This window comes from Mesorhizobium sp. P2_E10, from assembly GCF_056404235.1.
The window spans coordinates 203,966-229,937 of the sequence record NZ_JBFUEK010000003.1; the positions used below are offsets into that span (position 1 = coordinate 203,966).

General features: G+C 64.0%; 16 protein-coding genes. 7 read left to right on the forward strand and 9 right to left on the reverse strand.

The window, feature by feature from the left end; translation table 11 throughout:
• Positions 1-79: 79 nt before the first annotated feature.
• Positions 80-1,033 carry a sugar-binding transcriptional regulator gene (locus AC1D0N_RS09940; RefSeq protein ID WP_477243292.1) on the reverse strand — a complete coding sequence of 318 codons (954 nt, stop codon included), beginning with the start codon at positions 1,031-1,033 and terminating at the stop codon, positions 80-82.
• Positions 1,034-1,222: 189 nt separating this feature from the next.
• On the opposite strand from AC1D0N_RS09940, the gene AC1D0N_RS09945 reads away from it, so the two are divergent.
• The 7 genes from AC1D0N_RS09945 (at position 1,223) to AC1D0N_RS09975 (ending at position 12,322) form a co-directional block, all read left to right on the forward strand.
• Positions 1,223-2,863, forward strand: a complete 1,641-nt coding sequence (locus tag AC1D0N_RS09945) for an acyl-CoA synthetase (protein ID WP_477243294.1) — start codon at positions 1,223-1,225, stop codon at positions 2,861-2,863.
• Positions 2,864-3,284: 421 nt separating this feature from the next.
• On the forward strand, positions 3,285-3,890 hold the full coding sequence (locus AC1D0N_RS09950; protein ID WP_477243296.1) for a TetR/AcrR family transcriptional regulator: 606 nt from the start codon (positions 3,285-3,287) through the stop codon (positions 3,888-3,890).
• A gap of 56 nt (positions 3,891-3,946) precedes the next feature.
• Entirely contained in the window at positions 3,947-5,086 is a 1,140-nt protein-coding gene (locus tag AC1D0N_RS09955) for an efflux RND transporter periplasmic adaptor subunit (protein WP_477243298.1), read from the forward strand.
• 243 nt (positions 5,087-5,329) lie between these two features.
• Positions 5,330-8,464, forward strand: coding sequence for an efflux RND transporter permease subunit (locus AC1D0N_RS09960; RefSeq protein ID WP_477243300.1), 3,135 nt, complete (start codon positions 5,330-5,332; stop codon positions 8,462-8,464).
• A gap of 122 nt (positions 8,465-8,586) precedes the next feature.
• Entirely contained in the window at positions 8,587-10,080 is a 1,494-nt protein-coding gene (locus AC1D0N_RS09965; protein ID WP_477243302.1) for an aldehyde dehydrogenase family protein, read from the forward strand.
• A 130-nt stretch (positions 10,081-10,210) separates the two neighbouring features.
• Positions 10,211-11,566, forward strand: a complete 1,356-nt coding sequence (locus AC1D0N_RS09970; RefSeq protein WP_477243304.1) for an LLM class flavin-dependent oxidoreductase — start codon at positions 10,211-10,213, stop codon at positions 11,564-11,566.
• An 81-nt stretch (positions 11,567-11,647) separates the two neighbouring features.
• Positions 11,648-12,322, forward strand: coding sequence for a TetR/AcrR family transcriptional regulator (locus tag AC1D0N_RS09975; RefSeq protein WP_477243306.1), 675 nt, complete (start codon positions 11,648-11,650; stop codon positions 12,320-12,322).
• Here AC1D0N_RS09975 and AC1D0N_RS09980 read toward each other — a convergent pair.
• From AC1D0N_RS09980 to AC1D0N_RS10015, 8 genes are all read right to left on the reverse strand, one after another.
• Positions 12,319-13,857, reverse strand: a complete 1,539-nt coding sequence (locus AC1D0N_RS09980) for a trimethylamine methyltransferase family protein (protein ID WP_477243308.1) — start codon at positions 13,855-13,857, stop codon at positions 12,319-12,321. The genes AC1D0N_RS09975 and AC1D0N_RS09980 overlap by 4 nt on opposite strands.
• Before the next feature lie 9 nt (positions 13,858-13,866).
• Positions 13,867-15,969 carry an oxidoreductase gene (locus AC1D0N_RS09985; protein WP_477243310.1) on the reverse strand — a complete coding sequence of 701 codons (2,103 nt, stop codon included), beginning with the start codon at positions 15,967-15,969 and terminating at the stop codon, positions 13,867-13,869.
• Between the two features lie 179 nt (positions 15,970-16,148).
• Positions 16,149-17,861 carry an APC family permease gene (locus AC1D0N_RS09990; RefSeq protein WP_477243312.1) on the reverse strand — a complete coding sequence of 571 codons (1,713 nt, stop codon included), beginning with the start codon at positions 17,859-17,861 and terminating at the stop codon, positions 16,149-16,151.
• Between the two features lie 255 nt (positions 17,862-18,116).
• Positions 18,117-20,486, reverse strand: a complete 2,370-nt coding sequence (locus AC1D0N_RS09995) for a DUF1989 domain-containing protein (protein WP_477243314.1) — start codon at positions 20,484-20,486, stop codon at positions 18,117-18,119.
• 308 nt (positions 20,487-20,794) lie between these two features.
• Positions 20,795-21,424 (reverse strand): sarcosine oxidase subunit gamma, encoded by a 630-nt coding sequence (locus tag AC1D0N_RS10000; RefSeq protein ID WP_477243316.1) that lies wholly within the window; start codon positions 21,422-21,424, stop codon positions 20,795-20,797.
• A complete protein-coding gene (locus AC1D0N_RS10005; protein ID WP_477243318.1) occupies positions 21,417-24,398 on the reverse strand; it encodes a sarcosine oxidase subunit alpha in 2,982 nt (993 codons plus the stop codon). Before AC1D0N_RS10005 ends, AC1D0N_RS10000 begins: the two co-directional genes overlap by 8 nt.
• Positions 24,398-24,673, reverse strand: a complete 276-nt coding sequence (locus AC1D0N_RS10010; RefSeq protein ID WP_477243320.1) for a sarcosine oxidase subunit delta — start codon at positions 24,671-24,673, stop codon at positions 24,398-24,400. Before AC1D0N_RS10010 ends, AC1D0N_RS10005 begins: the two co-directional genes overlap by 1 nt.
• Before the next feature lie 17 nt (positions 24,674-24,690).
• Entirely contained in the window at positions 24,691-25,944 is a 1,254-nt protein-coding gene (locus AC1D0N_RS10015) for a sarcosine oxidase subunit beta family protein (protein WP_477243322.1), read from the reverse strand.
• Between the last annotated feature and the right edge of the window lie 28 nt (positions 25,945-25,972).

Consider the following 25,972-nt stretch of genomic DNA (forward strand, 5'->3'; position numbering starts at 1 on the left):
GCTTTCATCTCTTTGTTGCTGTGAACAGGAATGCCGCGACGCTTTGATGACAATGCGCCGGCTGCAATGATTTCGTTTGCTAGGAGGCCTTTTGTGCATGGTCGAGCAGCCGCCGCGCCATGCGCGCGCCGACCACAAGATGCGTGCAGAGCCCGCCAGTCATCGCCGCGATGAGCGGGTCGAACTTGCTGTCTTCCTGGACGACCATCAGGCGCTTTTCGATGGCGCGCAGCGATGACAGCTCCGCCGAAATGACGCGACGGTTGTAGCTGCAGTCGAGCGCCTTGCCCTTGGCGTCGATGATCTGCCCGGCGATGACGCCGGCAGCACCCGCCTTACGCAACGCGCCCATCTCGTCGACGGTCAGCGCACCGCATTTGACGACATGACTGTCGGCGTCGACGGTGCCGACCGAGAACAGCGCCAGGTCGCATTCATGAATGCTCGCCAACTGCTCGCGGATCACCGGCTCGGCGCGCAGGCCGCGCGCCAGCTCCTCCGTCGTCAGCACCAGGGGCGCGTAGAAATTGATGCCTTTGGCGTTGAGCCGGCGAGCGATTTCCATCGTGCATTGGTCCGGCCGGTAGGAGTAGGGAGCGCCGAGATTGCCGCACAGCTGCACCACGGTGACGTCCTGCAGATCGGCATAGGACATGATGTCGGCGATCGTATAGACGGTCCGTCCCCATGCGACGCCGATGCGGTCGCCCTTCTTGACCAGCTCAAGAAAGACGCTCGCCGCCAGCACCGCGATGTCGGTCGACGGATCGATAACATAGTCGTTTTCCGGCGCAATCCAGACGGCGTCGAGCTTCAGCGCGTCTTCGAGCTTGCGCGCCAGCACATCATCGGTGAAAAGTTGGGTCGAGGTCGAGATGTTGACAATGCCGGTCTCGCGCGCCTTGCGCAGATACATGGCGACCGAGGCACGGGAAATCTTGAGCTGGCTGGCCACCTGGTCCTGACGCAGGCCGTGGGCATAGTAGAGCCAGGCGGCCTTGTGGATAAGCTGTTCTGCCGGTCGGATCGCCATGCCATCTCCTCGCTGACATTATTCACGGCTCTCGACAAAAGTCAAACCGAGCCGAGGCATACGATGCCCCTTCATCAGCTGAATCCAGAACATCATTGTGCCAAATGCGCACTCTCGTGGCATCGTTGGTGGTGACGCGGCCCGAGCCTGTGATTAGAACGTCACAAGGAAGACATTGGGGAGGACGGGATGGGCAATCCCTATGAGCAAGATCTCGACAAGAACGCGGCCAATCACCAGCCGCTGACGCCGCTCACCTATCTGGAGCGGGCGGCACGAACCTTTCCTGACCATGTCGCCATCATCCATGGCCGCCAGCGCACGACCTATCGCGATTTCTGGCGCCGCTCGTTGAAGCTTGCCTCGGCGCTCTCAGAGCGCGGCATCGGCAAGGGCGATACCGTTACTGTCATGCTGTCCAACACGCCGCCAATGCTTGAGGCGCATTTCGGCGTGCCGATGACCAAGGCGGTGCTGCATTCGCTCAACACACGCCTCGATGCCGCGGTCATCGCCTTCCAACTCGACCATGCCGAAACCAAGGTGCTCATCGTCGACCGCGAATTCTCTGCTGTCGTCAGGGAGGCGCTGGCGTTGGCCAGAGCAAGGCCGCTGGTCATCGACTATGACGATCCCGAATACGCCACCGATGCGCCCTATCCCAAGGGCGAACGGCTCGGCACGCTCGACTATGAGGAGTTTGTCGCCGGCGGCGACGAGGATTTCGCCTGGTCGATGCCCGACGACGAATGGGACGCCATATCGCTCAACTACACCTCCGGCACCACGGGCAATCCGAAGGGCGTCGTCTATCACCATCGCGGCGCGGCCCTGATGGCCTACACCAACACCATCCATGCCGGCATGGCCAAGCACGCGGTCTATCTGTGGACGCTGCCGATGTTCCACTGCAATGGCTGGTGCTTTCCCTGGACCTTGGCCGTGCAGGCCGGCACCCATGTCTGCCTGCGCTGGGTGCGGCCGAAGCCGATCTACGACGCCATCGCCGACCATGGCGTCACGCATCTGTGCGGCGCGCCGGTTGTGATGTCGGTGCTGATCAACGCCAAGGACGAAGACAAGCGCGAGTTCGCGCAGACCGTCACCTTCAACACCGCCGCGGCGCCGCCGCCGGAGGCGGTGCTGTCGGGCATGGCCGACGCCGGTTTTGCCGTCACCCATCTCTATGGCTTGACCGAGACCTATGGTCCTGCGGTGGTCAACGAGTGGCACGGCGCCTGGGACGGTCTCGACAAGGGAGCGAAGGCCACCAAGAAGGCAAGGCAAGGCGTGCGCTACGCGGCGCTCGAGGATCTGACGGTGATGGACCCGGAGACGATGCAGAAAACGCCGGCCGACGGCGAGACCATCGGCGAGGTCATGTTCCGCGGCAACATCGTCATGAAGGGCTATCTGAAGAACCGCAAGGCGAGTGACGAGGCCTTCGCCGGCGGCTGGTTCCACTCCGGCGATCTCGGCGTCATGCATGCCGATGGCTACATCCAGCTCAAGGACCGCTCCAAGGACATCATCATATCCGGCGGCGAGAACATCTCCTCGATCGAGGTCGAGGATGCGCTCTACAAGCACCCCGCCGTTGCCTCCTGTGGCGTCGTTGCGCGGGCCGACGAGAAATGGGGCGAGGTGCCGGTCGCCTATGTCGAACTGAAGCCGGGCAAGACCGCGACCGAAGCCGAGATCATCGACCACTGCCGCGCGCTCCTAGCCCGCTTCAAGGTGCCGAAGGCGGTGATATTCGCGGAAATCCCGAAGACCTCGACCGGCAAGATCCAGAAGTTCCGGCTGCGGGAAATGGCGAAGCAGGCTTAACTACACTGCAACTCTTGCGATGGCCTCGACAATTTGCCGCGGCCCTGCGTGACTTCGTCATCCTAGGGTGGAGCAGTCGCGAAGCAACGTAGCGGAAACCCTGGGATCCATGCCGTGACCTTGCGGCAGCACTCCGGCGATCGAGAATCACTGGCGGCGGACGTTAGGCGTATATCGGCGCAACTAATTGGTATCGCTGCATTATTCGACATGCGTCACGGCATGGATCCTAGGGTCTGCGCCGCGTCGCTACGCTCCTTGCTTCGCCCTAGGATGACGAAGCGCGTGGAGCCCGGCCGCCAACATTGTCACCATCTGTCACCAATTATACGTGTACGTCGAATCCGCGTTGACATCCCACCTTTTTCGATTTACGACTGACGAAAATTGAAATTCGTCACTCGTTAATCGACAGAGAGCCATGTCAGAAGCTGCCAACATAGTGGCCGACCCCACCCGACAGGAGAATGTGACACGCATTCTCGACTGCGCCGAGCGCCTGTTCCGTCACTACGGTTACGGCAAGACCAACGTTGCCGACATTGCGCGCGAACTCGGCATGTCGCCGGCCAACATCTACCGTTTCTTTGCCTCCAAGGTTGAAATCCACCAGGCCGTCTGCGGCCGGATGCTCGGCGCCAGCTACAAGATGGCCTACGAGATCTCTAGGCTGCCGATCAGTGCCGAGGAGCGGCTGCGGCGCTACGTGCATGCGCAATACAAGATGACGATGGAAGTCATGCTCGACGATCAGAAGGTCCACGAGATGGTCATCGTTGCGCTCGAACGCGACTGGGGCGTCATCGACAAGCATGTCGACAGCATCCACGACTTGTTCGCGGAGGTGATCCGCGACGGCATCGAGGCCGGTGAGTTCCGGGAACAGGATCCGGTCATCGCATCGCGCTGCTTCGGCGCCGCCACCGTCATTCTGTGCCACCCGCAGATGGTGGCGCAGTGCCTTGCCAAGACCAACCGGGCGATGCCCGACGACCTTATCGACTATGCGATCAAGGCTTTGAAATAGCCGCCACCCCACCGGGTGCCGGTGTCGAAAGTTCATCTCCAGTCAGGAGTGCTAAAGTGTCTTTGTCCAGTTCCATCATCAGCAGGCTGCCAGTCGCTGGCCTGATCGTCGCCACGCTCGGGCTCGCGGCCTGCTCGCAGGAGAAGACCGAAGTCCAGGACATCATCCGCCCGGTCAAGGTGGTCGAGATCGGCCAGGCTGAGAACAGCCGCGAACTCAACTATTCCGGCTCGGTGCGCGCCCGCACCGAAATGAATCTCGGCTTTCGCATCTCGGGCAAGGTCACCCAGCGCCTTGTCGATATCGGCCAGCATGTGACATCAGGCGATGTCTTGGCCCGCATCGATCCCACCGACTACGAGCTTTCGGTCAAGAGCGCCAAGGCCAGCCTCGATGCCGCCGAGCGGCAGGTCGAGACGGTCGATCTGTCGCGGGAGCGCGCCGAGCAGCTTTTTGCCAAGAACTTCACCTCCAAGTCGCAACTCGAACAGGCGACGCTGAGCTACAACCAGGCGGTGGCGACGCGCGATGCCGCCCGCTCGACGCTTTCCCAAGCGCAGAACCAGGTCGTCTATACCGATCTCAAGGCGAGCGAGAACGGCATCGTCACATCCGTCAGCGCCGATGTCGGCCAGGTGGTCGGTGCCGGCACGCCGGTAATGACCGTTGCCGTCGACGGCGAAAAGGAAGTGCTGATCGCGGTTCCCGAAATGGATATTGCCGCCTTCAAGCCGGGCAAGGCGGTCAAGGCGAGCTTCTGGTCCGACGACGCGCTGAGCCTCGACGGCAAGGTCCGCGAAGTGGCCGGCAGCGCCGATCAGCAGTCGCGTACCTTTGCCGTTCGCGTCTCGCTCCCCGATGATCCCCGCGTGCTGCTGGGCATGACCGCCAACATTGAAGCCTCGGTGGCGAGCCGGCAGCAGATGGTGTCCATCCCGCTCAGCGCGCTTGCTGAAAAGGACGGCCAGAAGATCGTTTGGACAGTCGACCGCGGCAGCGACACGGTCCATCCGCGCCCCATCAAGGTTGCCGAATTCACCGCCGACGGCGTCAGTGTCGCCGACGGGCTGAAGCCAGGCGACGTCGTCGTAGCCGCAGGCACCCAGTTCATGACCGAAAATCTGCAGGTCAAGCTGACCGGCGGTGCAGCGCAACAGTCGGCATCCGCGGAAGACGCGGCCAAGGCCCTGCGCTGACACGAAGCAAACGAAAACCGGCTTTCATCGCATCGGCGCAAGCCGCGAGGTCAATCGGTTCATGGTTTCCGGGCGGCGAGCGCCCGATGGTCGAGACGCAAGGTTGATGTAACCCCCACATCTGACCCGCGTCCCACCGCGATGAGTCTCTCCGCTCGGAAAGCCTCGCCGCCCGGAAGCCGACATCGGAAACTCTGAGAACGTGCGCAAACGCGCTGACGATCAATTGGATGGGCTGACGCCATGACCACCGACGCCAATGAAAAGCAGCCTTTCAATCTTTCGCGCTGGGCCATCGGCCATCCCTCCATCGCGCGCTTTCTGTTTGGCCTGATCATCATTGCCGGTGCACTCGGCCTGATGCGCATGGGCCAGAAGGAAGACCCGGATTTCACCTTCCGCGTCATGGTTGTCCAGGCGATCTGGCCTGGCTCCTCGATCCAGGAGATGGAGGACCAGGTCGTCAACAAGATCGAGCGCAAGCTGCAGGAAACGCCGCATCTCGATTTCGTTCGCTCCTACACCCGCGCCGGCAGCGCCATCATCACCTTGCAGGTCAAGGGCGACACCAATCCGGCGCAGGTCGCCGACGCGTTCTATCAGGTGCGCAAGAAGGTCGGCGACATCGCCAATGAATTGCCGCAGGGGCTGCTCGGGCCATACTTCAACGATGAGTTCGGCGACACGTTCATCACCCTGCACTCGATCAGCGGCGATGGCTACAGCTATCCGGAACTGAAGAAATTCGCCATCCAGGCGCGCGACATGCTGCTGACGACGCCAGGCGTCGAGAAGGCCGTCATCATCGGCGACCAGCCGGAGAAGATTTATGTCGACGTGTCGTCGAAAGCGCTTGCCGAGCGCGGCCTGACGCTGACCGACTTGCAGAATGCCATCAAGGGCCAGAACAATGTCGATCCGGCGGGCTCCGTCGACACCGGTCTGCGTTCGGTGCGCATTTCGGTCGAAGGCGACGTGACCAAGGCAGCCGACATCAGGGAGTTGCGCTTGCGCGCCGGCGGCCAGGTGACGCGTCTCGGCGACATCGCCACCGTGTCCGCCGGCCTCGAGGATCCCTATCAGCGCAAATATCGCTTCAACGGCCACGAAAGCGTCCAGCTCGGCGTCGTCATGGCCAGGGGCTTCAACGTCACCGATGTCGGCACCGACGTCGAGGCGACCTACAAGCGTTTCGAAGAGGCACTGCCCTACGGCGTTTCGGTCGACCAGATTTCCGACCAGCCGGAAGTCGTCCGCGATGCCGTGAAGGAGTTCATGGAGGCGCTGGGCGAAGCGCTGCTGATCGTGCTTGCCGTCTCGCTGCTGTCGATCGGCTGGCGCTCGGGCCTGGTCATCGCCATCGCCATTCCGCTGGTTCTGGCCGCCACCTTCGCCATCATGTACGAGCTCGGCATCGACCTGCAGCGCATTTCGCTTGGCGCGCTGATCATTGCGCTCGGCCTGCTCGTCGACGATGCGATGATCGTCGTCGAGATGATGGAGCGCAAGCTTGAAGAGGGGCTGGTCAAGATCGACGCGGCGAGCTTCGCATACTCCTCGACCGCCTTCCCGATGCTGACCGGAACACTGATTACTACTGCTGGGTTCATCCCGGTCGGTTTCGCCGCCTCGACGGCCGGCGAATATGTCCGCACCCTGTTCTACGTCGTCGGCATCGCGCTGGTCGTCTCCTGGTTCGTGGCGGTCTATTTCACGCCGTGGCTCGGCTACATGATCCTCAAGCAGCGCAAGCATGCCGGCAATCACCACGATGCCTTCGACACCAGCTTCTACCGCCGACTTCGCGGCACCGTCGGCTGGGCCGTGCGCCACCGCATCATCGTGCTGGTGATGACGCTGATGACCTTTGCCACCAGCCTGTGGGCGTTCCAGTTCATCCCGCAGAATTTCTTCCCGCAATCGTCGCGTCCGGAAATCCTTGTCGACCTCTGGCTGCCGGAGGGAACCTCGATCAAGGAGGTGGAGACGCAGGCCAAGGCGCTGGAAGCCAAGATGATGGGCGACACCGACAAGCGCTTCATCGCCACCTATATCGGCGAGGGCGCACCGCGCTTCTTCCTGCCGCTCGACCAGCAGCTGCGCAATCCGAACTTCGCACAGCTTCTGGTGATGGCCAACGACGAACCGGCCCGCGAGCGGCTGATCGTCAAGCTGCGCACCATTCTGGCGGAAGACTTCCCGTCGATCCGCGGCAAGGTCGACCGCCTCTTCCTCGGCCCGCCCACAGGCTGGCCGGTGCAGATGCGCGTCATGGGCCCGGATCGCCAGGAGGTGCGCCGCATCGCCGACGAGGTGAAGGCGAAATTCGCCGAAAATCCGCTGCTCGGCGCCATCCATGACGACTGGCTGGAGCCGGTGCCGGCGATGAAACTGGTCATCGACCAGGATCGCGCCCGTGCGCTCGGCGTCACCTCGCAGCGCATCCGCCAGATGCTGCAGGCAACCATGTCGGGCGCGCCGCTCGATGATTTCCGCGACGGCGAGGAGACGGTTTCCATCGTCGCCCGCGAACCGGACGCAAGCCGCAACCTGTTGTCCTCGGTCGACTCGATCTCCATCCCGACCGATTTCGGCGGCTTCGTGCCGCTGTCGCAGGTGGCCAAGGTCGTCCCGGTGCTGGAGCAAGGCGTCGAATGGCGGCGCGACCGTCTGCCGACCATCAGCGTGCGCGCCACGCTGCCGGATGGCGTGCAGTCGAACGATGTCGTCACCAAATTGTACAACGACATAAAGGGCCTGCGTGACGGGCTCGCCCCCGGCTACAAGGTCGAGATCCAGGGCGGTGCCGAGGATTCAGCGGAAAGCCAGGCTTCGATCGCCGCCAAGGCGCCGGTCATGCTGGCCGTCATCGTCGTGCTGTTGATGATCCAGCTGCAGCATTTCGGCAAGGCGATGCTGGTGCTGGCCACCGGCCCGCTCGGTATCATCGGTGCGGCGGCCGCACTTCTGATCAGCGGGGCGCCGTTCGGCTTCGTCGCCATCCTCGGCGTCATCGCGCTGCTCGGCATCATCATGCGCAACTCGATCATCCTGGTCGACCAGATCGACCAGGACATCGCCAGAGGCATGGAACGATCGGAGGCCATCATCGGCTCGGCCGTGCGCCGTTTCCGGCCGATCGTGCTGACGGCGATGACGGCGGTGCTGGCGCTGATCCCGATCTCGCGCGCCGTGTTCTGGGGCCCGCTCGCCTACGCCATGATGGGCGGCATCCTGGTTGCCACCGTGCTCACCATCCTCGTCTTGCCGGCTGGCTATGCGTTGTTCTTTGGCCGTGAGCCGAAGAAGGCCGCGGAGCCTGCAGGTGAGGCGGTGCAGGACAATGAACAGCCGCAACTGGCCCTGGCAGCCGAGTAGGCCCTGCTGGCGCATAGGATGCGGTCTTGGAAAAATGCTAGAACGCCGTACGTTTGACGTGCGGCGTTCTGGCTTTCTCCTGGCGGGTAGGCCACGTGCGGCCTGTCGCGAGGAGGACAATCATGACCCTGGCCCAGACTTCGATCGCCCTGCGTCAACCGCTCGACGGACGCCACCGCCAGATGTTCATCGATGGCGCCTGGGTCGATGCGCGCTCGGGCCGCACAATGGAAACCCGCAATCCGGCCACAGGCGCGGTTCTAGCCACAGTGCCACGCGGCGATCGGCAGGACATCGAACTCGCCGTCGCTGCCGCCCGCAAGGCCTTCGACGGGCCGTGGAGCCGCTTCAAGCCCTATGAGCGGCAGGTGCTGCTGCTGAAAATCGCCGACCTCTTCGAAAAGCACTGGGAAGAGATCAGCCGCTCCGACACCACCGATATGGGCATGCCGATTGTGCGCACCCGCGCCAACCGCAACCGCGTCATCGGCATGCTGCGCTACTACGCCGGCATGGCGACCGCGCTGCATGGCGAGACCATCGAGAACTCGCTGCCGGGCGAGGTCGTCTCCTTCACCCGAAAGGAGCCGGTCGGCGTCGTTGGCGCCATCATTCCGTGGAATGCGCCAACGGCGGCCTCGATCTGGAAGATCGGCCCGGCACTGGCGACCGGCTGCACCATCGTGCTGAAGCCTTCGGAAGAAGCGCCGCTGACGCCGCTGCTGATCGCCGACATCATGAACGAAGCCGGCGTTCCCCCAGGCGTCGTCAACATCGTCACCGGCACCGGCGCCGAGGCAGGTGCTGCCCTGGCCGAACATATGGGCGTCGACAAGATCGTCTTCACCGGCTCGACTGCGACCGGCCAGTCGATCATCCGGGCGTCAGCCGGCAATTTGAAGCGCGTTTCGCTGGAACTCGGCGGCAAATCGCCGGTCATCGTCTGCGCCGACGCCGATCTCGACAAAGCGGTGCCGGTGGCGGCGATGTCTGTGTTCGCCAATTCCGGCCAGATCTGCATCGCCGGCTCGCGCCTGTTTGTCGAGCGTCCGATCCATGACGAGTTTGTTGCGCGGCTGGCTGCCTACGCCCAAGGCCTCAGGATTGGTGACGGCATCGACCCGGCAACCGAGATCGGTCCGCTCGTGTCGGAGAAACAGCTGCAAAGGGTCACAGGTTACCTCGAAGCCGGCACGGCCGAAGGCGCGACGCTGGTCACCGGTGGCGCCCGCCTTACCGAAGGCACGCTTGCCGCCGGCAATTTCATCGCGCCGACGGTCTTTGCCGGCGTTTCGGACGGCATGAGGATCGCGCGTGAGGAAATCTTCGGCCCCGTCATCTCGGCGCTGCCCTTCGACACGCTGGACGAGTCGATCGAGCGCGCCAACAACACGCTTTATGGTCTCGCCGCCGGGGTGTTCACGCAGAACGTCGCCACCGCGCATCAACTGTCACGAAAGATCCGCGCCGGCTCGGTCTGGGTCAACACCTATCACGCCATCGATCCGGCGGTGCCCTTCGGCGGCTACAAGATGAGCGGCTACGGCCGCGAGGGCGGTGGCGAGCATCTCGACGAATATCTCAACACCAAGGGCGTGTTCATCAAAATAGATTGAACGGCCATCCATACGAAAATGCTCCCGAGAACGGGTTTTGCAAAACAGAATTCCTTTCCAGGGCGACAAAGCCGTCCGATCCTGCTGGCATATCGGAGCGATAGCGCTCGTCCACGTCAGGTGATCATCCATGGCAGACAAAAAACAATTGCGGCTCGGCGCCTTCATGCGCCCGGTCAGTCTTCACACCGGCGCCTGGCGCTACCCGGGCGCCTATCCCGACGCCAATTTCAACTTCGCGCACCTCAAACGCTTCGCGCAGACATTGGAGGTGGCCAAGTTCGACGCCTTCTTCATGGCCGATCATCTGGCCGTGCTCAACATGCCGATCGAGGCGCTGCGGCGCAGCCATACGGTCACGTCCTTCGAGCCGTTCACGCTGCTGTCGGCGCTCGCCGCCGTCACCGATCACATCGGGCTGGTGGCAACCGCGTCGACGACCTTCGACGCGCCCTATCACATTGCCCGCCGGTTCGCCTCGCTCGACCATATCAGCGGCGGCCGCGCGGGCTGGAACATCGTCACCACGTCCAACCCCGACGCGGCGCTGAATTTCGGCCTCGACGAGCATGTCGAGCATGACGAGCGCTACCAGCGGGCGCGCGAATTCTACGACGTCGTCACCGGCCTGTGGGACAGCTTTGCCGACGACGCCTTCATCCGCGACGCCGAAAGCGGGCTCTATTTCGACCCGGAGAGGCTGCATGTGCTCGACCACAAGGGCGAGCACCTTTCGGTGCGCGGGCCGCTCAACATCGCGCGGCCGGTGCAGGGCTGGCCGGTCATCGTCCAGGCCGGCGCGTCGGAGGCCGGACGGCAGCTGGCGGCCGAAACGGCGGAAGTCATTTTCGCGGCGCACGCCGATCTCGCGGCCGGTCAACGCTTCTTTGCCGACGTCAAGGGCCGCGCGCAAAAGCTCGGCCGCTCGCGCGACGATATCAAGATCCTGCCCGGCGCCTTCGTCATCGTCGGCGACAGCGTCGAGGAGGCGCAGGCCAAACGGGCGAAGCTCGACGGACTGGTCTACACCGAGAGCGGCATTGCCTCGCTGTCGATCGCGCTCGGCCATGACGCGTCGGGTTTCGATCCGGACGCTCCCTTGCCGGAAATCCCCGAGACCAATGCCTCGAAGAGCAGTCGCGAGCGCGTCATCGAACTGGCGCGCAAGGAAAACCTCACCGTCCGGCAGCTTGCGCAGCGGCTGGGCGGCTATTCCGGCCTCGCTTTCGTCGGCACGCCGAAGACCATCGCCGACGAAATGGAGGAATGGCTGGTCACCGAGGGCTCCGACGGGTTCAACATCATGTTTCCCTATCTGCCCGCCGGCCTCGACGACTTTGCCGAGAAGGTGGTGCCGGAACTGCAGCGGCGAGGGATCTTCAGGCGGCAGTACGAGGGAACCACACTGCGCGAGAATCTCGGCCTGAAACGGCCGCCGAACCGGTTCTTCGAAGACGAGAAAGCGGCCGTCCGCAGGGCCGGCTGATATAGGCAAACTGTTGCGCGCAATTCGCATGCCCCCGGGCAAGACGTGGACAGTTTGACGGCAATCGATTAGCTGGGGTCGATGACGGAACCAGCAACCACCAAGCGCAAGCGCGGCGCCAAGAAATCGCCGCCGCGCTTCAGCCGCGAGCACCCGGATGTGCGCCGTGCCATGCTGATCGAGGCGGCGACGCGGTGCCTGTCGGTTGGCGGCATCGGCGCCTTCACCATCGATCGCATCTGCAAGGAGGCCGGCGTTTCGCGTGGCCTGATCAACCACCATTTCGAAGGTCGCGACGGGCTGCTGGTCGAGGTCTACAAATCTTCGCTCTATGCCAGCGTCAACAACCAGATCGCCGAGGCCAAGCGCCGCCGCGCCGAGAAACCCGATTGGCCGCCCGAGGCCTCGCTGGCCGCTCTGGTGCAGTCAAACTTCTCGCCCGATTATTTCAGCCGTGACAATTTGCTGATCTGGCTCTCGCTGTGGGGTGAGATCGCCGTCAACCCGCGCCTCAAGGCAGCGCATCGTGAACTATACGACGCCTACCGGGCCGAACTCGCCGAGGACATCGCCGCGGTCGCCACGCCGCGCGGCCGGGACGTCGATGCGCCGGGGCTGGCGCGCAATTTCATCGCCTTGGTCGACGGGCTCTGGCTCGAATGGTGTCTTGATGAAAGCGTCGTGACACCGCAGGCGGCGGAGGCTGCCGGCTTCGAGATGCTCGAAGCGCAGGTCGGGCCGTTGCGCGGCGCCTAGTTCAGCGGCGAACCGCCCTCGCGCTTGCGGCGCTCCATATAGTCGCGCAGCGCTTCGTCGATGCCCGGATCGATTGGCGGCTGCTCGTATTCGGCGACCATGCGCTTCCACACGACATTGGCGCGCTCGCGCGCCGTCACCTGGCCGCGTTCGACCCAGGTGTCGTAATTGTCCCAGTTGGAGACCAGCGGCGAGTAGAACGCCCGCTCGTAGCGTTGCATCGTGTGTGCGGCGCCGAAGAAATGCCCGGCCGGGCCGACCTCGCGCACGGCCTCCAGCGCCAGCGTGTCGATGTCGACCACCGGCGGGTCGAAATAGGCGCACATCATCTGCAGCATCTCGGCATCGATGACCAGTTTCTCGAACGATGCGGTCAGCCCGCCGCCGAGCCAGCCCGCCGCATGCAGCACCAGATTGGCGCCGCCCATCAGGCATCCCCACAGCGACATGGCGCTTTCATAGGCCGCCTGCGCGTCGACCGAATTGGCGGCGGTGACATTGCTGGAGCGGAACGGCACGCCGATCAGCCGGCAGAGCTGGCCGGTGATCTGCGCGGCCTGCGTGTATTCGGGCGTGCCGAAGGCCGGCGCGCCGGTCTTCATGTCGACATTCGAGGTGAAGCCGCCATACATCACCGGCACGCCGGGGCGCACGATCTGGGTCAGCACGACGCCGGCCAGCGCCTCGGCATGCTGCTGCGACAATGCACCAGCCAGCGTCACCGGGCTCATCGCGCCTGCGAGCGTGAACGGCGTGATGACATTGACCTGGCCATGCTCGGCCAGTGCGATCAGGCCCTCCGCCATCGGTTCGTCGAGCTGCAGCGGCGAATTGGTGTTGATGATGCCGGTGAAGACAGGCATCTCTTGCGCGAGATTTTCACGCGTCGTGCCGAGCGAAATCGCCACCATCTCCAACGCGTCGATGGCGCGACCCCGGCCAAGGGTTTGCGGCTGCCAGTTCTTGTCGAGCAAGGTGATCTCGGCATAGTAGAGGTCGAGGTGGCGCGTGTTCTGGTGCAGGTCGAGCGGCTCGAACGGCCCGCCGCCCTCCTGGTGCAGCACGTTGAACGACTGGATGAGTTTGAGATAGTCGCACATCTCGGCATAGGTGCCGGGACGGCGGCCGCGATCATTGTCCATGACATAGGCCGGCCCACCGACCGACGCCAGGATGCAGTGTTTTCCACCGACCTTGACGTTCTTCTCCGGATTGCGGGCGCGCAGCTCGAATGAGGACGGCGCCATGGCGACGCGCTCCATCACCATGGTGCGGTCGAAGTGCACCCGCATCTCGCCTTCGTCGACTTCACAGCCGGCCGCGCGATAGAACTGGCGCGCCTGCGGCTGCAGCACGCGCATGCCGATCTCTTCGAGGATGGTCAGGCCCATCTCGTGGATTGTCTGCACCTGATCGGCCGACAGGATCTCGATCGGCGCGTAAGGCCGCGTCAGTTGCTTCCACGGCCGCTGTTCGATGCCGCCGATTTCGCGCTGTGGGCGGCCGGGTCTGCGACGTGCCGTGATGCGCTCCATAGCCTTCTCCTATTCGGCTGCCGTCCGCAGGTCGAAATCCGTCACTGCATCGACGATCGGCGTGTCACGGCGGTAGGGTTGCACGCGGATTTTTGCGCCGATCTCCTGAGCCAGCTTGTGGCCGCTATGCACTGCGTGCGCGATGGCGCCGGGCGCCAATGCGTCGCCGATCCGATCGACGCTTTTGATGCCGGCTCCCGCAAGCGCATCCGCCTTTTCTGTCAGGGACTCGAACAGTTCATTGCGCTGCAATCTCAATCCGACGATCACCACCGAGCGGCAGGCCATTCGGGTTTCCTCGCCGGTGAACAGATGCGCCAGCGTCGCCGTCTCGCCGTCGAAAGACTTGAGCAGGTGCAGCGTCGTTACCGGCACCTTGCGCCGCGCCAGCGCGCGATGCACCAACGGTAGCTCGTTGGTCATGATCGTCCATGCGGACGCCTGGCCTGCCGGTGTCACATAGCTGACCGGGATGCCCTGCGCGGCGAGGTGTTCGGTGAGAACGCCGCCCATATAGTAGTTGTCGAAATCGAAGACCAAAGTCGGCCCCTGGGGAAGCCGGCCGCCGGCGATGTCGTCCGGGGTCAGCACATCGGGATGGTCGAGCCGTCCGACCGGAATCTCCAGCGAGGAATAGAGAATGTTCGTCCAGCGCGCGCCGGTCGCCAGCACCACGCGCTCCGGCGAAAGCTCAATGATCTCGTCCACGCCCAGCGCGCTCTCGGGGTAGAGCGAGACGTTGCTCATCTCGTTGAGACGGCCGAGGCGATAGTCGACGACGCGGTTCCAGGCGGACAGGCCGGGCAGCGTCTTCTCGAAAGTCAGCCGCCCGCCGAAGCTGCGGCTGCTGTCGGCGAGCGTGACCTCATGGCCGCGACGGCCGAGCGTCAGCGCGCATTCGAGCCCGGCCGGTCCGCCGCCGACAATGAGAATGCGTTCAGGTTTGTCGGTGCGCTCTACACGCTCCGGGTGCCAGCCGCGCCGCCATTCCTCGCCGGCTGTCGGGTTCTGCGTGCAGCGCACCGGCACGCCGTCATGCCAGCTCGAAATGCAGATGTTGCAGCCGATGCATTCGCGAATCTCGGCCTCGCGTCCTTCGCGGATCTTGTTCGGCAGGAACGGGTCGGCAATCGAAGGCCGCGCGCCGCCGATGAAGTCGAGCACGCCGCGCCGGATCTGCGAGACCATGGTGTCGGGCGAGGTGAAACGGCCGACGCCGACCACTGGCTTTTTCGTCAGCGATTTGACGAAGTCGATCACCGGCTCGTGGCTGCCTTCGCCGCTGAAGCGCGACGCCGAACAGTCGGTCGGACTGGAATCCATCTTGACGTCGAACAGGTCGGGCAGGTCGGCAAGCAGTTCGACCAGTTCGTGTGCCTCGGAGGGCTGGTTGCGGCCGGGTCGGCCACGCAGCTCCTCAAGGCTGACGCGCAGCGCGACGCCGCAGTCTTTGCCGACGGCCTCCCTGGTGACGTCGATCATCTCGCGCACGAAGCGCACGCGGTTCTCGATCGATCCGCCGTATTCGTCGCTGCGATGGTTGTATTCCGGCAGCAGGAACTCGTAGCCGAGATAGCCCATGCCGGCATAGACATAGACGATGTCGAAGCCGGCCGTACGCGCCTTGCGAGCCGCTTCGGCCTGGCATCGCAGCACCTCGCGAATATCGGCCTTGTCCATCGTCTTCGGCCGCAAATTGCCCATGAAGCCGACATGGGTGGCCATCCATGGAATGCCGGATGGCGACAGCGGCGGCAGCCGACTTGTCCTGTTCATCACCGAGGCGCCGCCGTGCCACAGCTCCACGCCGGCCAGCGCGCCATGGCGGTGCACCGCCTCCGTCATCAGCGCATGGGCGCGGATGTCGTTGTCGTCCCACATCGTGGCGAAAGGCAGCGGTGCGTCGTCCGAGCTCGGGTCGATCGAACAGGCCCCGGTGCAGATCACCCCCCATCCGCCCTCGGCTTTGGCTTCGCGGAAGGCCGCGCGAACCCGCGGCAAGGCATTGGTCATACCACTGGCGTGCGGCACTTGGTAGAAGCGGTTCGGCGCGGTGACCGGCCCGATCCGCATCGGCTCGAACAGGATTTCGTAGCGAGGGTTACAGGTCATCGGTGTCAGCGAATACGCTTGTTGAACGATCGTATAACAAGCATATTCGCACCGACGACGGAACGCAATGGATCTGTCACCAGCCGAAGACGAAAAAGCCCACCCCGACACTGTCGGGGTGGGCTTCAGCCGGGAGGCTAGGATCGAGCGCGACTACGCTCGATCCCTTCCGATTGCTGTCAGATGACGAAGAACCAGTTGGCGAGCAGCATCACCACGACGCCGGCGACCAGCGTCAGATAGGGCAGCATTCCCGCCTTTTTCACCGCCAGATCAGACGACTTCATGCCGAGGTCGGCCAGCATATGGTCAGGGAATTTCCCGCCGTCCTGGATGTAGTGGCGGAAGCAGAACACCGGGATGATCAGGGCAGCGGTGATCAGTCCGGCCCACAGTGCCATCGGGTTCCAGACCTTGGCGCCCGCGCCCATGAAGATCGCGTTGACATAGGCGAAGATGGCGCCGACGCCGAGCAGCCAGCCCGGTGCTTTCCACGGCCGGGCGATGTGGCCGTTGTCGATGCGGTGGATCCAGCCGGCGTTGAGGTTGAGGAAGTTGAAGATGATGTAGCCGCAGTTCGACACGGCGAGGATGAAGAAGAAGCTCGTCGCGTCGGCCGAGGCGATGGCCAGCACGATCAGGTTGAAGATCAGGTCGGTCCACATGGCGCGCGTCGGCGCACCATGTTCGTTGACGTGGCTGAGATAGCGCGGCAGCCAGCCGTCGACCGAGCCCTGGTAGAGCGTGCGCGAAGAACCGGCCATGGCCGTCATGATGCACAGCACCAGCGCCAGGATCATCAGCATCACCAGCAGGCTGTGGATGAGATTTCCGCCGCCGACCATGCCGGCCAGCGCGTCGGCAACGCCGGAGCCGTCGACGATCGGGGTGGCCAGCATGCCGTTCAGGCCGAGCACGCCCTGGAAGGTGAAGGGCACCAGGATGAACAGCAGCAGGCACAACAGGCCGGAATAGAAGATGGCCTTGAACGTGTCGGTGCCGGGGTTCTTGAATTCGGAGGTGTAGCAGACGGCGGTCTCGAACCCATAGGTCGACCACGCCGCGATGAACATGCCGCCAAGCACCAGCGTCCAGCCGGCAATGTTCCACGAGCCGGGTTCAGGTGCATAGGCGGCAGCCAGCGGCACCAGCGGCGAAAAGTTCGCCCAGTCGATCTGGCCGGTGAAGATCGGCACCACGCCGACGATCAGCATCGGGATGATGACCAGCAGGCCGATATATTTCTGCACATTGGCCGTGCCGAGAATGCCGCGATGCTGGATGGCGAAGATGATCAGCATCAGCACGGCGCCGATGAAGAAGGTCGCGTTGAGCGTGAACGAGACCGGACCCAGCGTATGGCTGAACAAGGTCCAGTTGCGGATCGCGGGCGTTGCCGCAGCCGCCACGGCGGCAATCGCGTCAGCTGGCGCCGTGCCGACATGGGCGGCGATGTAGGTGACCACTTCCGGCGAGGTTTCGGTGAACAGCGGCGCCGGCGCCAGCGCGTTGAGGATGTAGGCGGCGGCAATCGAACAGCCGAGCGACAGCACCGGCGACCAGGCGAACCAGTTGCACCACACCGACAGCGGCGCGATGAACTTGGAATAGCGCAGCCATGCGGTGGCGCCGTAGACCGAGGCGCCGCCGGACTTGTTCGGGAACAGGCCGGCGATTTCCGCATAGGTAAAGGACTGCAGGAAGCCCATGACCATGGACACGGTCCAGATCAGGAAGGCCAGCGTTCCGGTCGTGCCGGCAATGCCGCCGATCGAAAACAGGACGAGGGCCGGAACGCCGCTGGCCACCCAGAAGGCGCCGCGCCAGTCGATATTCCGGTGCAGTTCGCCTTCGGCGGCGGGCTGCGCCAGCGCAGTCGTTGTCGTGCTCATGTGTGTGAAATCCCCTTTTTGATGTTCCCCGTCCGTGACGGCCGCGACTGTGCGTGGCTTCATCGCAGATGCATGCTTTGGTCGACTGCCGGTGTTTCCGGTCAGTCGCATTTTTTTCTTAACAGTGAACATTGATCCGGCGCGCTTTCACGTCAAGCGTTTTGTGAGGCCATGCACATCACGCTTGTGAAAACACGAAAACCCGACCGGCAGACAGCGTCGCAGGCTAGTCGGCAGGACGTCTCGAGGCGGGCATCAGGAGCGCGGTTTGGTCTTCTGCGGATCGTAATGGGCGAAGGCGACGACGCGTGCCGGCAGTCGCTTGGCATGGCCGTCGAGCTTGCCGATCTCGACCTCGGTGCCGATGGCGGCATGAGTGACATCGAGCCTCGCCAGCGCGATGTTCTTGTTCAGCACTGGCGAACGCATGCTGGAGGTGACGACGCCGATCTGGGCGCGGCCGACATGGACGCAATCGCCATGGCCGACGGCGACATTGGCATCGATGTCGAGGCCGACCAGTTTCGTCTGCGGATATTCCTTGCGCCGGATCAGCGCCTCGCGGCCGATGAAGTCGTCGGTCTTGCTCTTCAGTGGCACGGTGAAGCCGATGCCGGCCTCGAAGGGATCGGTCTGGTCGGAAAACTCGTAACCGGCGAAGATCAGCCCGGCCTCGATGCGCACCATGTCGAGCGCCTGCAGACCCATCGGCTTCAGCCCGTGCGGCTGGCCAGCCTCCCAGATGGCATCGAACACTTTTGCGGCGTCGCGCGGATGACACCAGATCTCGTAGCCGAGTTCGCCGGTGTAGCCGGTGCGCGAGACGACGACCGGAATGCCGTTGCCGCCGCCGATGCGCGCCACCGCGAAACGGAACCATTCGAGCTCGTCGATCGACGGCTGCAGCGGTGAGGTCCAGATAACCTCTCGCAGGATGTCGCGGCTCTTCGGCCCTTGCACGGCGACATTGTGCATCTGGTCGGTCGACGAGCGCACCAGCACGTTGAGGCCGAGCTTTGTCGCTGTCTCGCGCAGCCATTCGCCGGACAGATCGTCGCCGCCGACCCAGCGGAAATTGTCCTTGCCGAGGCGGAGCAGCGTGCCGTCGTCGATCATGCCGCCATGCTCGTAGCACATTGCGGAGTAGACGACCTGGCCGATGCCCAGCTTCTTCACATCGCGGGTCAGCGTGTATTGCAGCAGCGCTTCCGAATCCGGTCCGGTGACCTCGAACTTGCGCAGCGGCGACAGGTCCATGATCACTGCATCCTGCCGGCAAGCCCAGTATTCGTCGATGGGGCCTTCCTTGGCGAAGGCATTGGCCAGCCAATACCCCCTGTATTCCACGAAGTTGCGGGTGTGCTTGGCAAAGCTCGAATGAAAGGCTGTCTCGCGGGTCATTTTGGGTTCCGAATCGGGCGTCATGCGTCTGGCGATCGCTCGCGAGAATTTGTGCTGGCCGGAATAGGTTCGCACATGGATGTCGGTCAGGTTCCAGCCATTGGCCGGCGTCGTGTCGTCGGGGCAGGCGGAGGACACGCAGACGATGTCGGTCAGCGCCCGCAGCAGCACATAGTCGCCCGCTCGCGACCATGGCTCGTCGGACACCATGACGCCATGCGCGTCGATCGCCGTGTTGAAGAAGAAGTTGATCGCCATCCAGCCCGCACGCGGTGTGACGCCCCTGTCTGCCAGCGCCCGATTAAAGTTCTCCGAGCAGTTGGTATGGCCGGGATAGCCGATGTCGTCGTAATATTTGGCCGCGCAAGCCAGCGCGAAAGCGTCATGCCGGCCGCAGGTGTCCTGCACTACTTCGACCAGCGGCTCCATGTCTTGGTCATAATATTTCGAATGCAGGCCGGGCATCGGATAGCTCGATCCCATCAGCGTGCGCGTCGTCGTCACGTCGAGCGGATGGTCGCGGCCCTTGTCCAGCTTGCGCGCCGAAAAGCACTGGAAGTCGGTGCACTGCCGGCCGTCGACATCGATGATCTGCAGATAGTCGCCGGCCTTGACGAAGTAGGATTCCGCCGTCGCCGAATGGACGCGCAGGTCGAGCACCGGATCGGCCAGCGGATCGCCGAGCTGCGACTTCGCCGCCGGGCGGATGGTAGCGCGACGGACGATCAGGCTGAGTGGCGTCGCCGTGTCATGGCCATCGACCAGCATCGGCCCGCCCGGAGCGGCGATGACCATCGCGCCGTCGCGCGCGACGGTAAAACCCTGTTCGGTGCCGGCCGGCGTTGTGCTGCCGAACACGCGCACCGCCTTGGCCTGATCGAGCTGCACCTGACGGCGCTCGAGCCCGCGGCGCAGGGAAGCAAGACTGTCGTCGCCATCCGCCAGCAGCGCCTTGATGCCGGCGGCATTGCTGTTGAATGTCTCACCGAGAATGCCGGGGTCGCTTACGCCGGTCTTGTCCCACGCCAGCAGCTCGCAGGCCTGCCCGCCCTCGACATTGCGCACGGTGACGGTATCGCCGGCCTCGATGTCGAGGAGCACCGCGCCATTGCCTTGGATCGTGTAGCGCTCCATACCGGCCGGCAGAGCGATCTGGCCGGGCCTGAGGATCAGGCTCGGCCGGGGCGGTCCGGCGGTAATTGCGGGGTAGGGCGACTGGCTCATCTCAGCCTTGCGGTTCGAGAAACAAGTTTGCCTGTGTGTGAAATTATTTTAGCAGCAAGAATAGCAGCCCTTGTAGGTTTGGCAAGGTGGAGCGACTGGGTGCGGCTCTGCCTTCTCCCCTTGTGGGAGAAGGTGGCCGAGCGCAGCTCGGTCGGATGAGGGGTGCTGGACGGATCGCAACGGGGAAGACATAAGTACCTAGAATAACTTGATTTTTTGACGCCGAGTTTCTTCCAGCACCCCTCATCCGTCTTGGCGCTGCGCGCCAATCCACCTTCTCCCACAAGGGGAGAAGGGAAGGGCGCGCGCTACGCCAAATCCTCCGAATGCGCGATCGCCACGCCATACTCTGCGGCTGAATCAAGCACCGTATGCCAAAGGCTCTCCGCAAACGTCGCAAACACCAGAACGTTAAACACCGCCAGTCCATCCGCCCGACCATTCCCGCGCCAGAACGTGACGCTGGTATGGTCCATCGAGGTCGCGGCAGCGGCGCCAACCGGGAATGCCGCCGGGTGCAGATCGATCGACGACAGCTTGGCGAACATCGCGCGCGCCTTTGTGCCGGAAATGCTGATCAGCACCCGGGCATGAGATTGATCCGACAGCGAGGCGGACGATGCAAAGGCCGGGCCGAGTTCTCCGGTCCCATGCTTGCCGCCCTTGGTCAGGACAAAAAACTGATCCGGTCCGGACCAGATCAGCGTCGCGTCCGCAGCCTGAACCGCTTTGGGCGTATCCGGAGCCGCCACGCCGAAGCGTGCCTTCGCGACCATGGCCATGTCAGCCGCCTTGCCGCGCCGCGCCATCACCTGGATCAGGTCGAAATTGCGGATCTCGGTCAGCGAGACGCCGGCCTCGATGCCGCCCGCGCCATGCGCGCCGGCGGCAAGCGCGCGTTCGAGCGGGCTGCGAATGTCCCAGGAAAACTCAGCCACGCTGGCGCCCTCCATCCGGATCGTAGAAGACGGGATTGCAGAGCTCGACATCATAGTCCTCGCCGCGCAGCGGGTCATGCGCACGGACGACCTCGCCGATGCGTTCGCGCCCATGTTCGACCAGACCGAGCCCGATCCATTGGTCGAGCGTCGGCGAGAAGCAGACCGAGGTGACGTAGCCCTGGTCATTGCCTGGGCCGGGTGTCTGGCCCTTCGGAATGATGTGCGCGCCGGAGCGCAGGCGGCGTGCCTTGTCGACCGGTTTGATGCCGACGACGACCTGCCGGTCGGGCGCGATGAGCGCCTCGCGGCCGGCCATGACGCGGCCAATAAAGTCCTTCTTGCTCGACATCATCTTGCCGAGGCCGAGGTCGCCGGCGGTCGTCGTGCCGTTCAGTTCCGGCCCGGCGACATGGCCCTTTTCGACACGCATGACGCCGAGCGCCTCGGTGCCGTAGGGCGTCACGCCGAATGGTGCGCCGGCCAGCATCAAATTGCGCACCAGCGCCTCGCCATAGCGGGCCGGAACGGAAATCTCGAACGCCATTTCGCCGGAGAACGAGATGCGGAACAGCCGCGCCTTGATGCCGCCGCGCAGCGCCACTTCGCGCGCGCCCATGAACGGAAAGCCTTCGTTGGAAAGATCCTCGGCCGGATCGACGATTTCTTTCAGCAGGTCGCGAGTCTTGGGTCCGGCGATGGAGAACTGCGCCCACTGGTCGGAGACAGATGTGAGCTGCACGTCGAGCTCGGGGAACAGCACCTGCCGGCAGAATTCGAGATGCTGCATCACCAGCCCGGCCTTGGCCGTGGTGGTGGTCAGGAAATAATGATCCTCGGCCAGCCGCGACGTGGTGCCGTCGTCATAGACGATGCCGTCCTCGCGCAGCATCAGCCCGTAGCGGGCTTTGCCCACGGCAAGGCTGGAGAAGGTGTTGATGTAGACGCGGTCGAGGAACGCGCCGGCATCCGGGCCATGCACGTCGATTTTGCCCAGCGTCGAGACATCGCAGAAGCCGACGCCGCCGCGCACCGCCTTGACCTCGCGGGTCACCGATTCCAGCCAGTCCTTCTCGCCGGCGCGCGGATACCACTGCGCCCGCTTCCACAGGCCGGTGTCGACAAAGATGGCGCCCTGTTCGGCCGCCCAATGATGCGAGGGTGTCAGCCGCGTCGCATGGAAAGTCTCGTCGCGATGATGACCGGCGAAGGCGCCGATGGCGACGGGCACGTAAGGAGGCCGGTAGATCGTCGTGCCAGTTTCCGGAATGGACCTGCCGCTGACCGCAGCCATGATGGCGAGGCCGGCGACATTGGATGTCTTGCCCTGGTCGGTGGCCATGCCGAGCGTCGTGTAGCGCTTCAAATGCTCGACCGATTCAAACCCTTCACGCTGCGCCAGTTCGATGTCTGACGCGGTGACGTCGTGCTGGTAGTCGACAAAGGCTTTTCCTTTACCGGCGACATGCCAGAGCGGGGTCAGGGAGAAGGCCTCGTCATCGGCGACCGGGGTCGCGCCTGCCGTGCCGCTGCGACCGGCACCAGCTGCCGCCGCAGCACCGGCGGCAAAACCTTGGCTCAGGCAGGCGCCGAGTCCGAAAGCGCCGTTGGCGGCACCGACGGCGACCATGCCGGGAGGCGCTCCGTCTGGCACGAAAGCCGATATTTCGTCCTGCCATTTCGGCCGGCCGCGATGAAAAGAGGTCAGCCCGACCGCCGGGTTCCAGCCGCCCGAGACGGCAAGCCCGTCGGCTTCGACTTCGGCGCGCGCGCCGCCGGTCAGCGACACCGCGATTTTCCGGACGCCATCCTTGCCGCCGTCGATGCCGCTGACGGAGCCGTGCAGTACGGTAAAGCCGTTCTTCGAGGCCAGCGAGCGCTGGGCCGGCGATACATCCGGCCGTGCGTCGATGACCGCCGCGATCTGCAACCCTGCGGCAAGCGCGGTCTCGACCGTGCGCCAGCCATCCTCATTGTTGGTGAACAGCGCGACGCGCTTTGCCGGCGTCGCCGCATAGCGCGCGACATAGGTTCGCATCGCCGAAGCCATCATCACGCCGGGCGTGTCGTTGCCGGCAAAGACGATCGGCCGTTCGATGGCGCCGGCGGCGACGACGCAGCGTTTGGCCACGATCCGCCACAGCCGCTGGCGCACCTGATGCTCTGGCGGCGAGGGCAGGTGGTCGTTGACCCGCTCGATCGCGCCATAGGTGCCGCCATCGTAGACGCCGAACAAAGTCGTGCGGGTCATGATGCGGACGCCTGGCAGCGCGGCAAGTTCGGCCAGCGTGCGTGAAATCCATTCGGCGGCCGGCAGGCCATCGATGACGCCGCCATCCGACAGCAGGCGGCCGCCGAGCGTGAAATCCTCTTCGCACAGGATGACGCGGGCACCTGCGCGGCCGGCGGCAAGTGCTGCCGCAAGCCCGGCCGGGCCGGAGCCGGCGATCAGCACGTCGCAATGCGCCCAGGCCTTGTCGTAGTGGTCGGGATCGGCAACGCCTGCGGCGCGGCCGAGACCGGCGGCACGGCGGATCGCCGGCTCGTAGATGGCTTCCCAGAATTTGGCCGGCCACATGAAGGTCTTGTAGTAGAAGCCGGCGACGAAGATCGGTGCGAACAGCTGGTTCACCGACATGATATCGTGGCGCAGCGACGGCCAGCGGTTCTGGCTGGCGGCCTCGAGGCCATCATAAAGCTCCGCGGTGGTGGCCTTGGTGTTGGCCTCGCGCCGGGCGCCTGTGCGCAGTTCGACCAGGGCATTGGGCTCTTCCGAGCCGGCGGTGAGGATGCCGCGCGGGCGGTGGTATTTGAACGAGCGGCCGACCAGCTTAACGCCATTGGCGATCAGCGCCGAGGCCAGCGTGTCGCCCTGGAAGCCGCCGAAGCTCTTGCCGTCGAAACGGAAATTCAGCGGCGCCGAGCGGTCGATGAGACCGCCGCTGTCCAGCCGGTTTGTCTGCGCGCCGGCCATCAGGCGCCGACCTTGGCGGCGCCGACGCCAGCCGCCGGTTCCACCGCAGAAATCTCATGCGTCAGCGTGTTGCGCGTGACCTTCAGCCATGCCCGGCAGCCGCCGCCATGATACCAGTTCTCGCTCATCACGCCGGCCACGTTGTCGCGCAGATAGACATAGTCGAACACCGCGTCTTCCGGGGCGTCGGCCTCTGGTCGCACCGGCTTGGCGTCGCCGAGATAGGTGAACTCGCCGAGTTCGCGTTCGCCGCAGAAGGGACAGACAATACGCATGCTCTTTCAGACCGCCTTCAATGCAGGTTCGGTTGGGCGCCCTGGCCCTTTTCGTCGATCATTGCACCGCGCCGGAAACGGTCGAGGCGGAACTTTGCGGCTTCAACATGCGACTCGTCTCGCGCCAGAAGATGGGCAAAGACGAAGCCGGAGCCGGGCGTCGCCTTGAAGCCGCCATAGCACCAGCCGGCATTGAGATAGAGCCCGTCGACCGGGCTCTTGTCGATGATCGGCGAGCCATCCATCGACATGTCCATGATGCCGCCCCACTGGCGCAGCAGGCGCACCCGACCGATCATCGGCATCAGCGCCATGCCGCCCTCGCAGACGTCTTCCATCACAGGCAAATTGCCGCGCTGGGCGTAGGAATTGTAGCCGTCTATGTCGCCGCCAAAAACCAGCCCGCCCTTATCGGACTGGCTGACGTAGAAATGCCCGGCACCGAAGGTCATGACACCGGGGATCAGCGGCTTGATCGCCTCGGAGACGAAGGCCTGCAGCACATGGCTTTCGATCGGCAGCCGCAGACCCGCCATCGATGCAACGCGCGAGGTACTGCCGGCCACCGCCATGCCGACCTTGCCGGCGCCGATTTTGCCGCGCGAGGTCTCGACGCCGGTCACCTTGCCGTTGGCGTCTCTGACAAAGCCGGTGACTTCGCAGTTCTGAATGATGTCGACGCCAAGCCCGCTCGCTGCATGGGCATAGCCCCAGACCACCGCGTCGTGACGCGCCGTGCCGCCGCGCCGTTGCAGCAGCCCGCCCTGCACCGGGAAGCGTGCATGGTCGAAATTCAGGAACGGGATCATCTTCTTCAGCGCAGCCTGATCGAGCAATTCGGCATCGATGCCGTTGATGCGCATCGTGTTGCCGCGCCGCGCATAGGCGTCACGTTGTGCGTCGGAGTGATAGAGATTGAGGACGCCGCGCTGGCTGACCATCGTGTTGTAGTTGAGGTCCTGCTCCAGGCGCTCCCACAGCTTCATCGACAATTCGTAGAAGCCGGTATTGCCGGGAAGCCCGTAATTGGAGCGGATGATGGTGGTGTTGCGGCCGGCATTGCCGGAGCCGATCCAGCCTTTTTCGAGCACGGCGACATTCTTGATGCCGTACTCGCTGGCCAGGAACCAGGCGGTGGCCAGGCCATGGCCGCCGCCGCCGATGATCACCACATCGTAACGATCTTTCGGCGTGGCGTCGCGCCAGGTGCGTTGCCAGTTCTTGTGGCCGGAAAGGGCGGCGCGGGCGAGCGAGAAGATCGAGTATTTCATAAATTCATTCCGAGATCGCTCGCGTCAT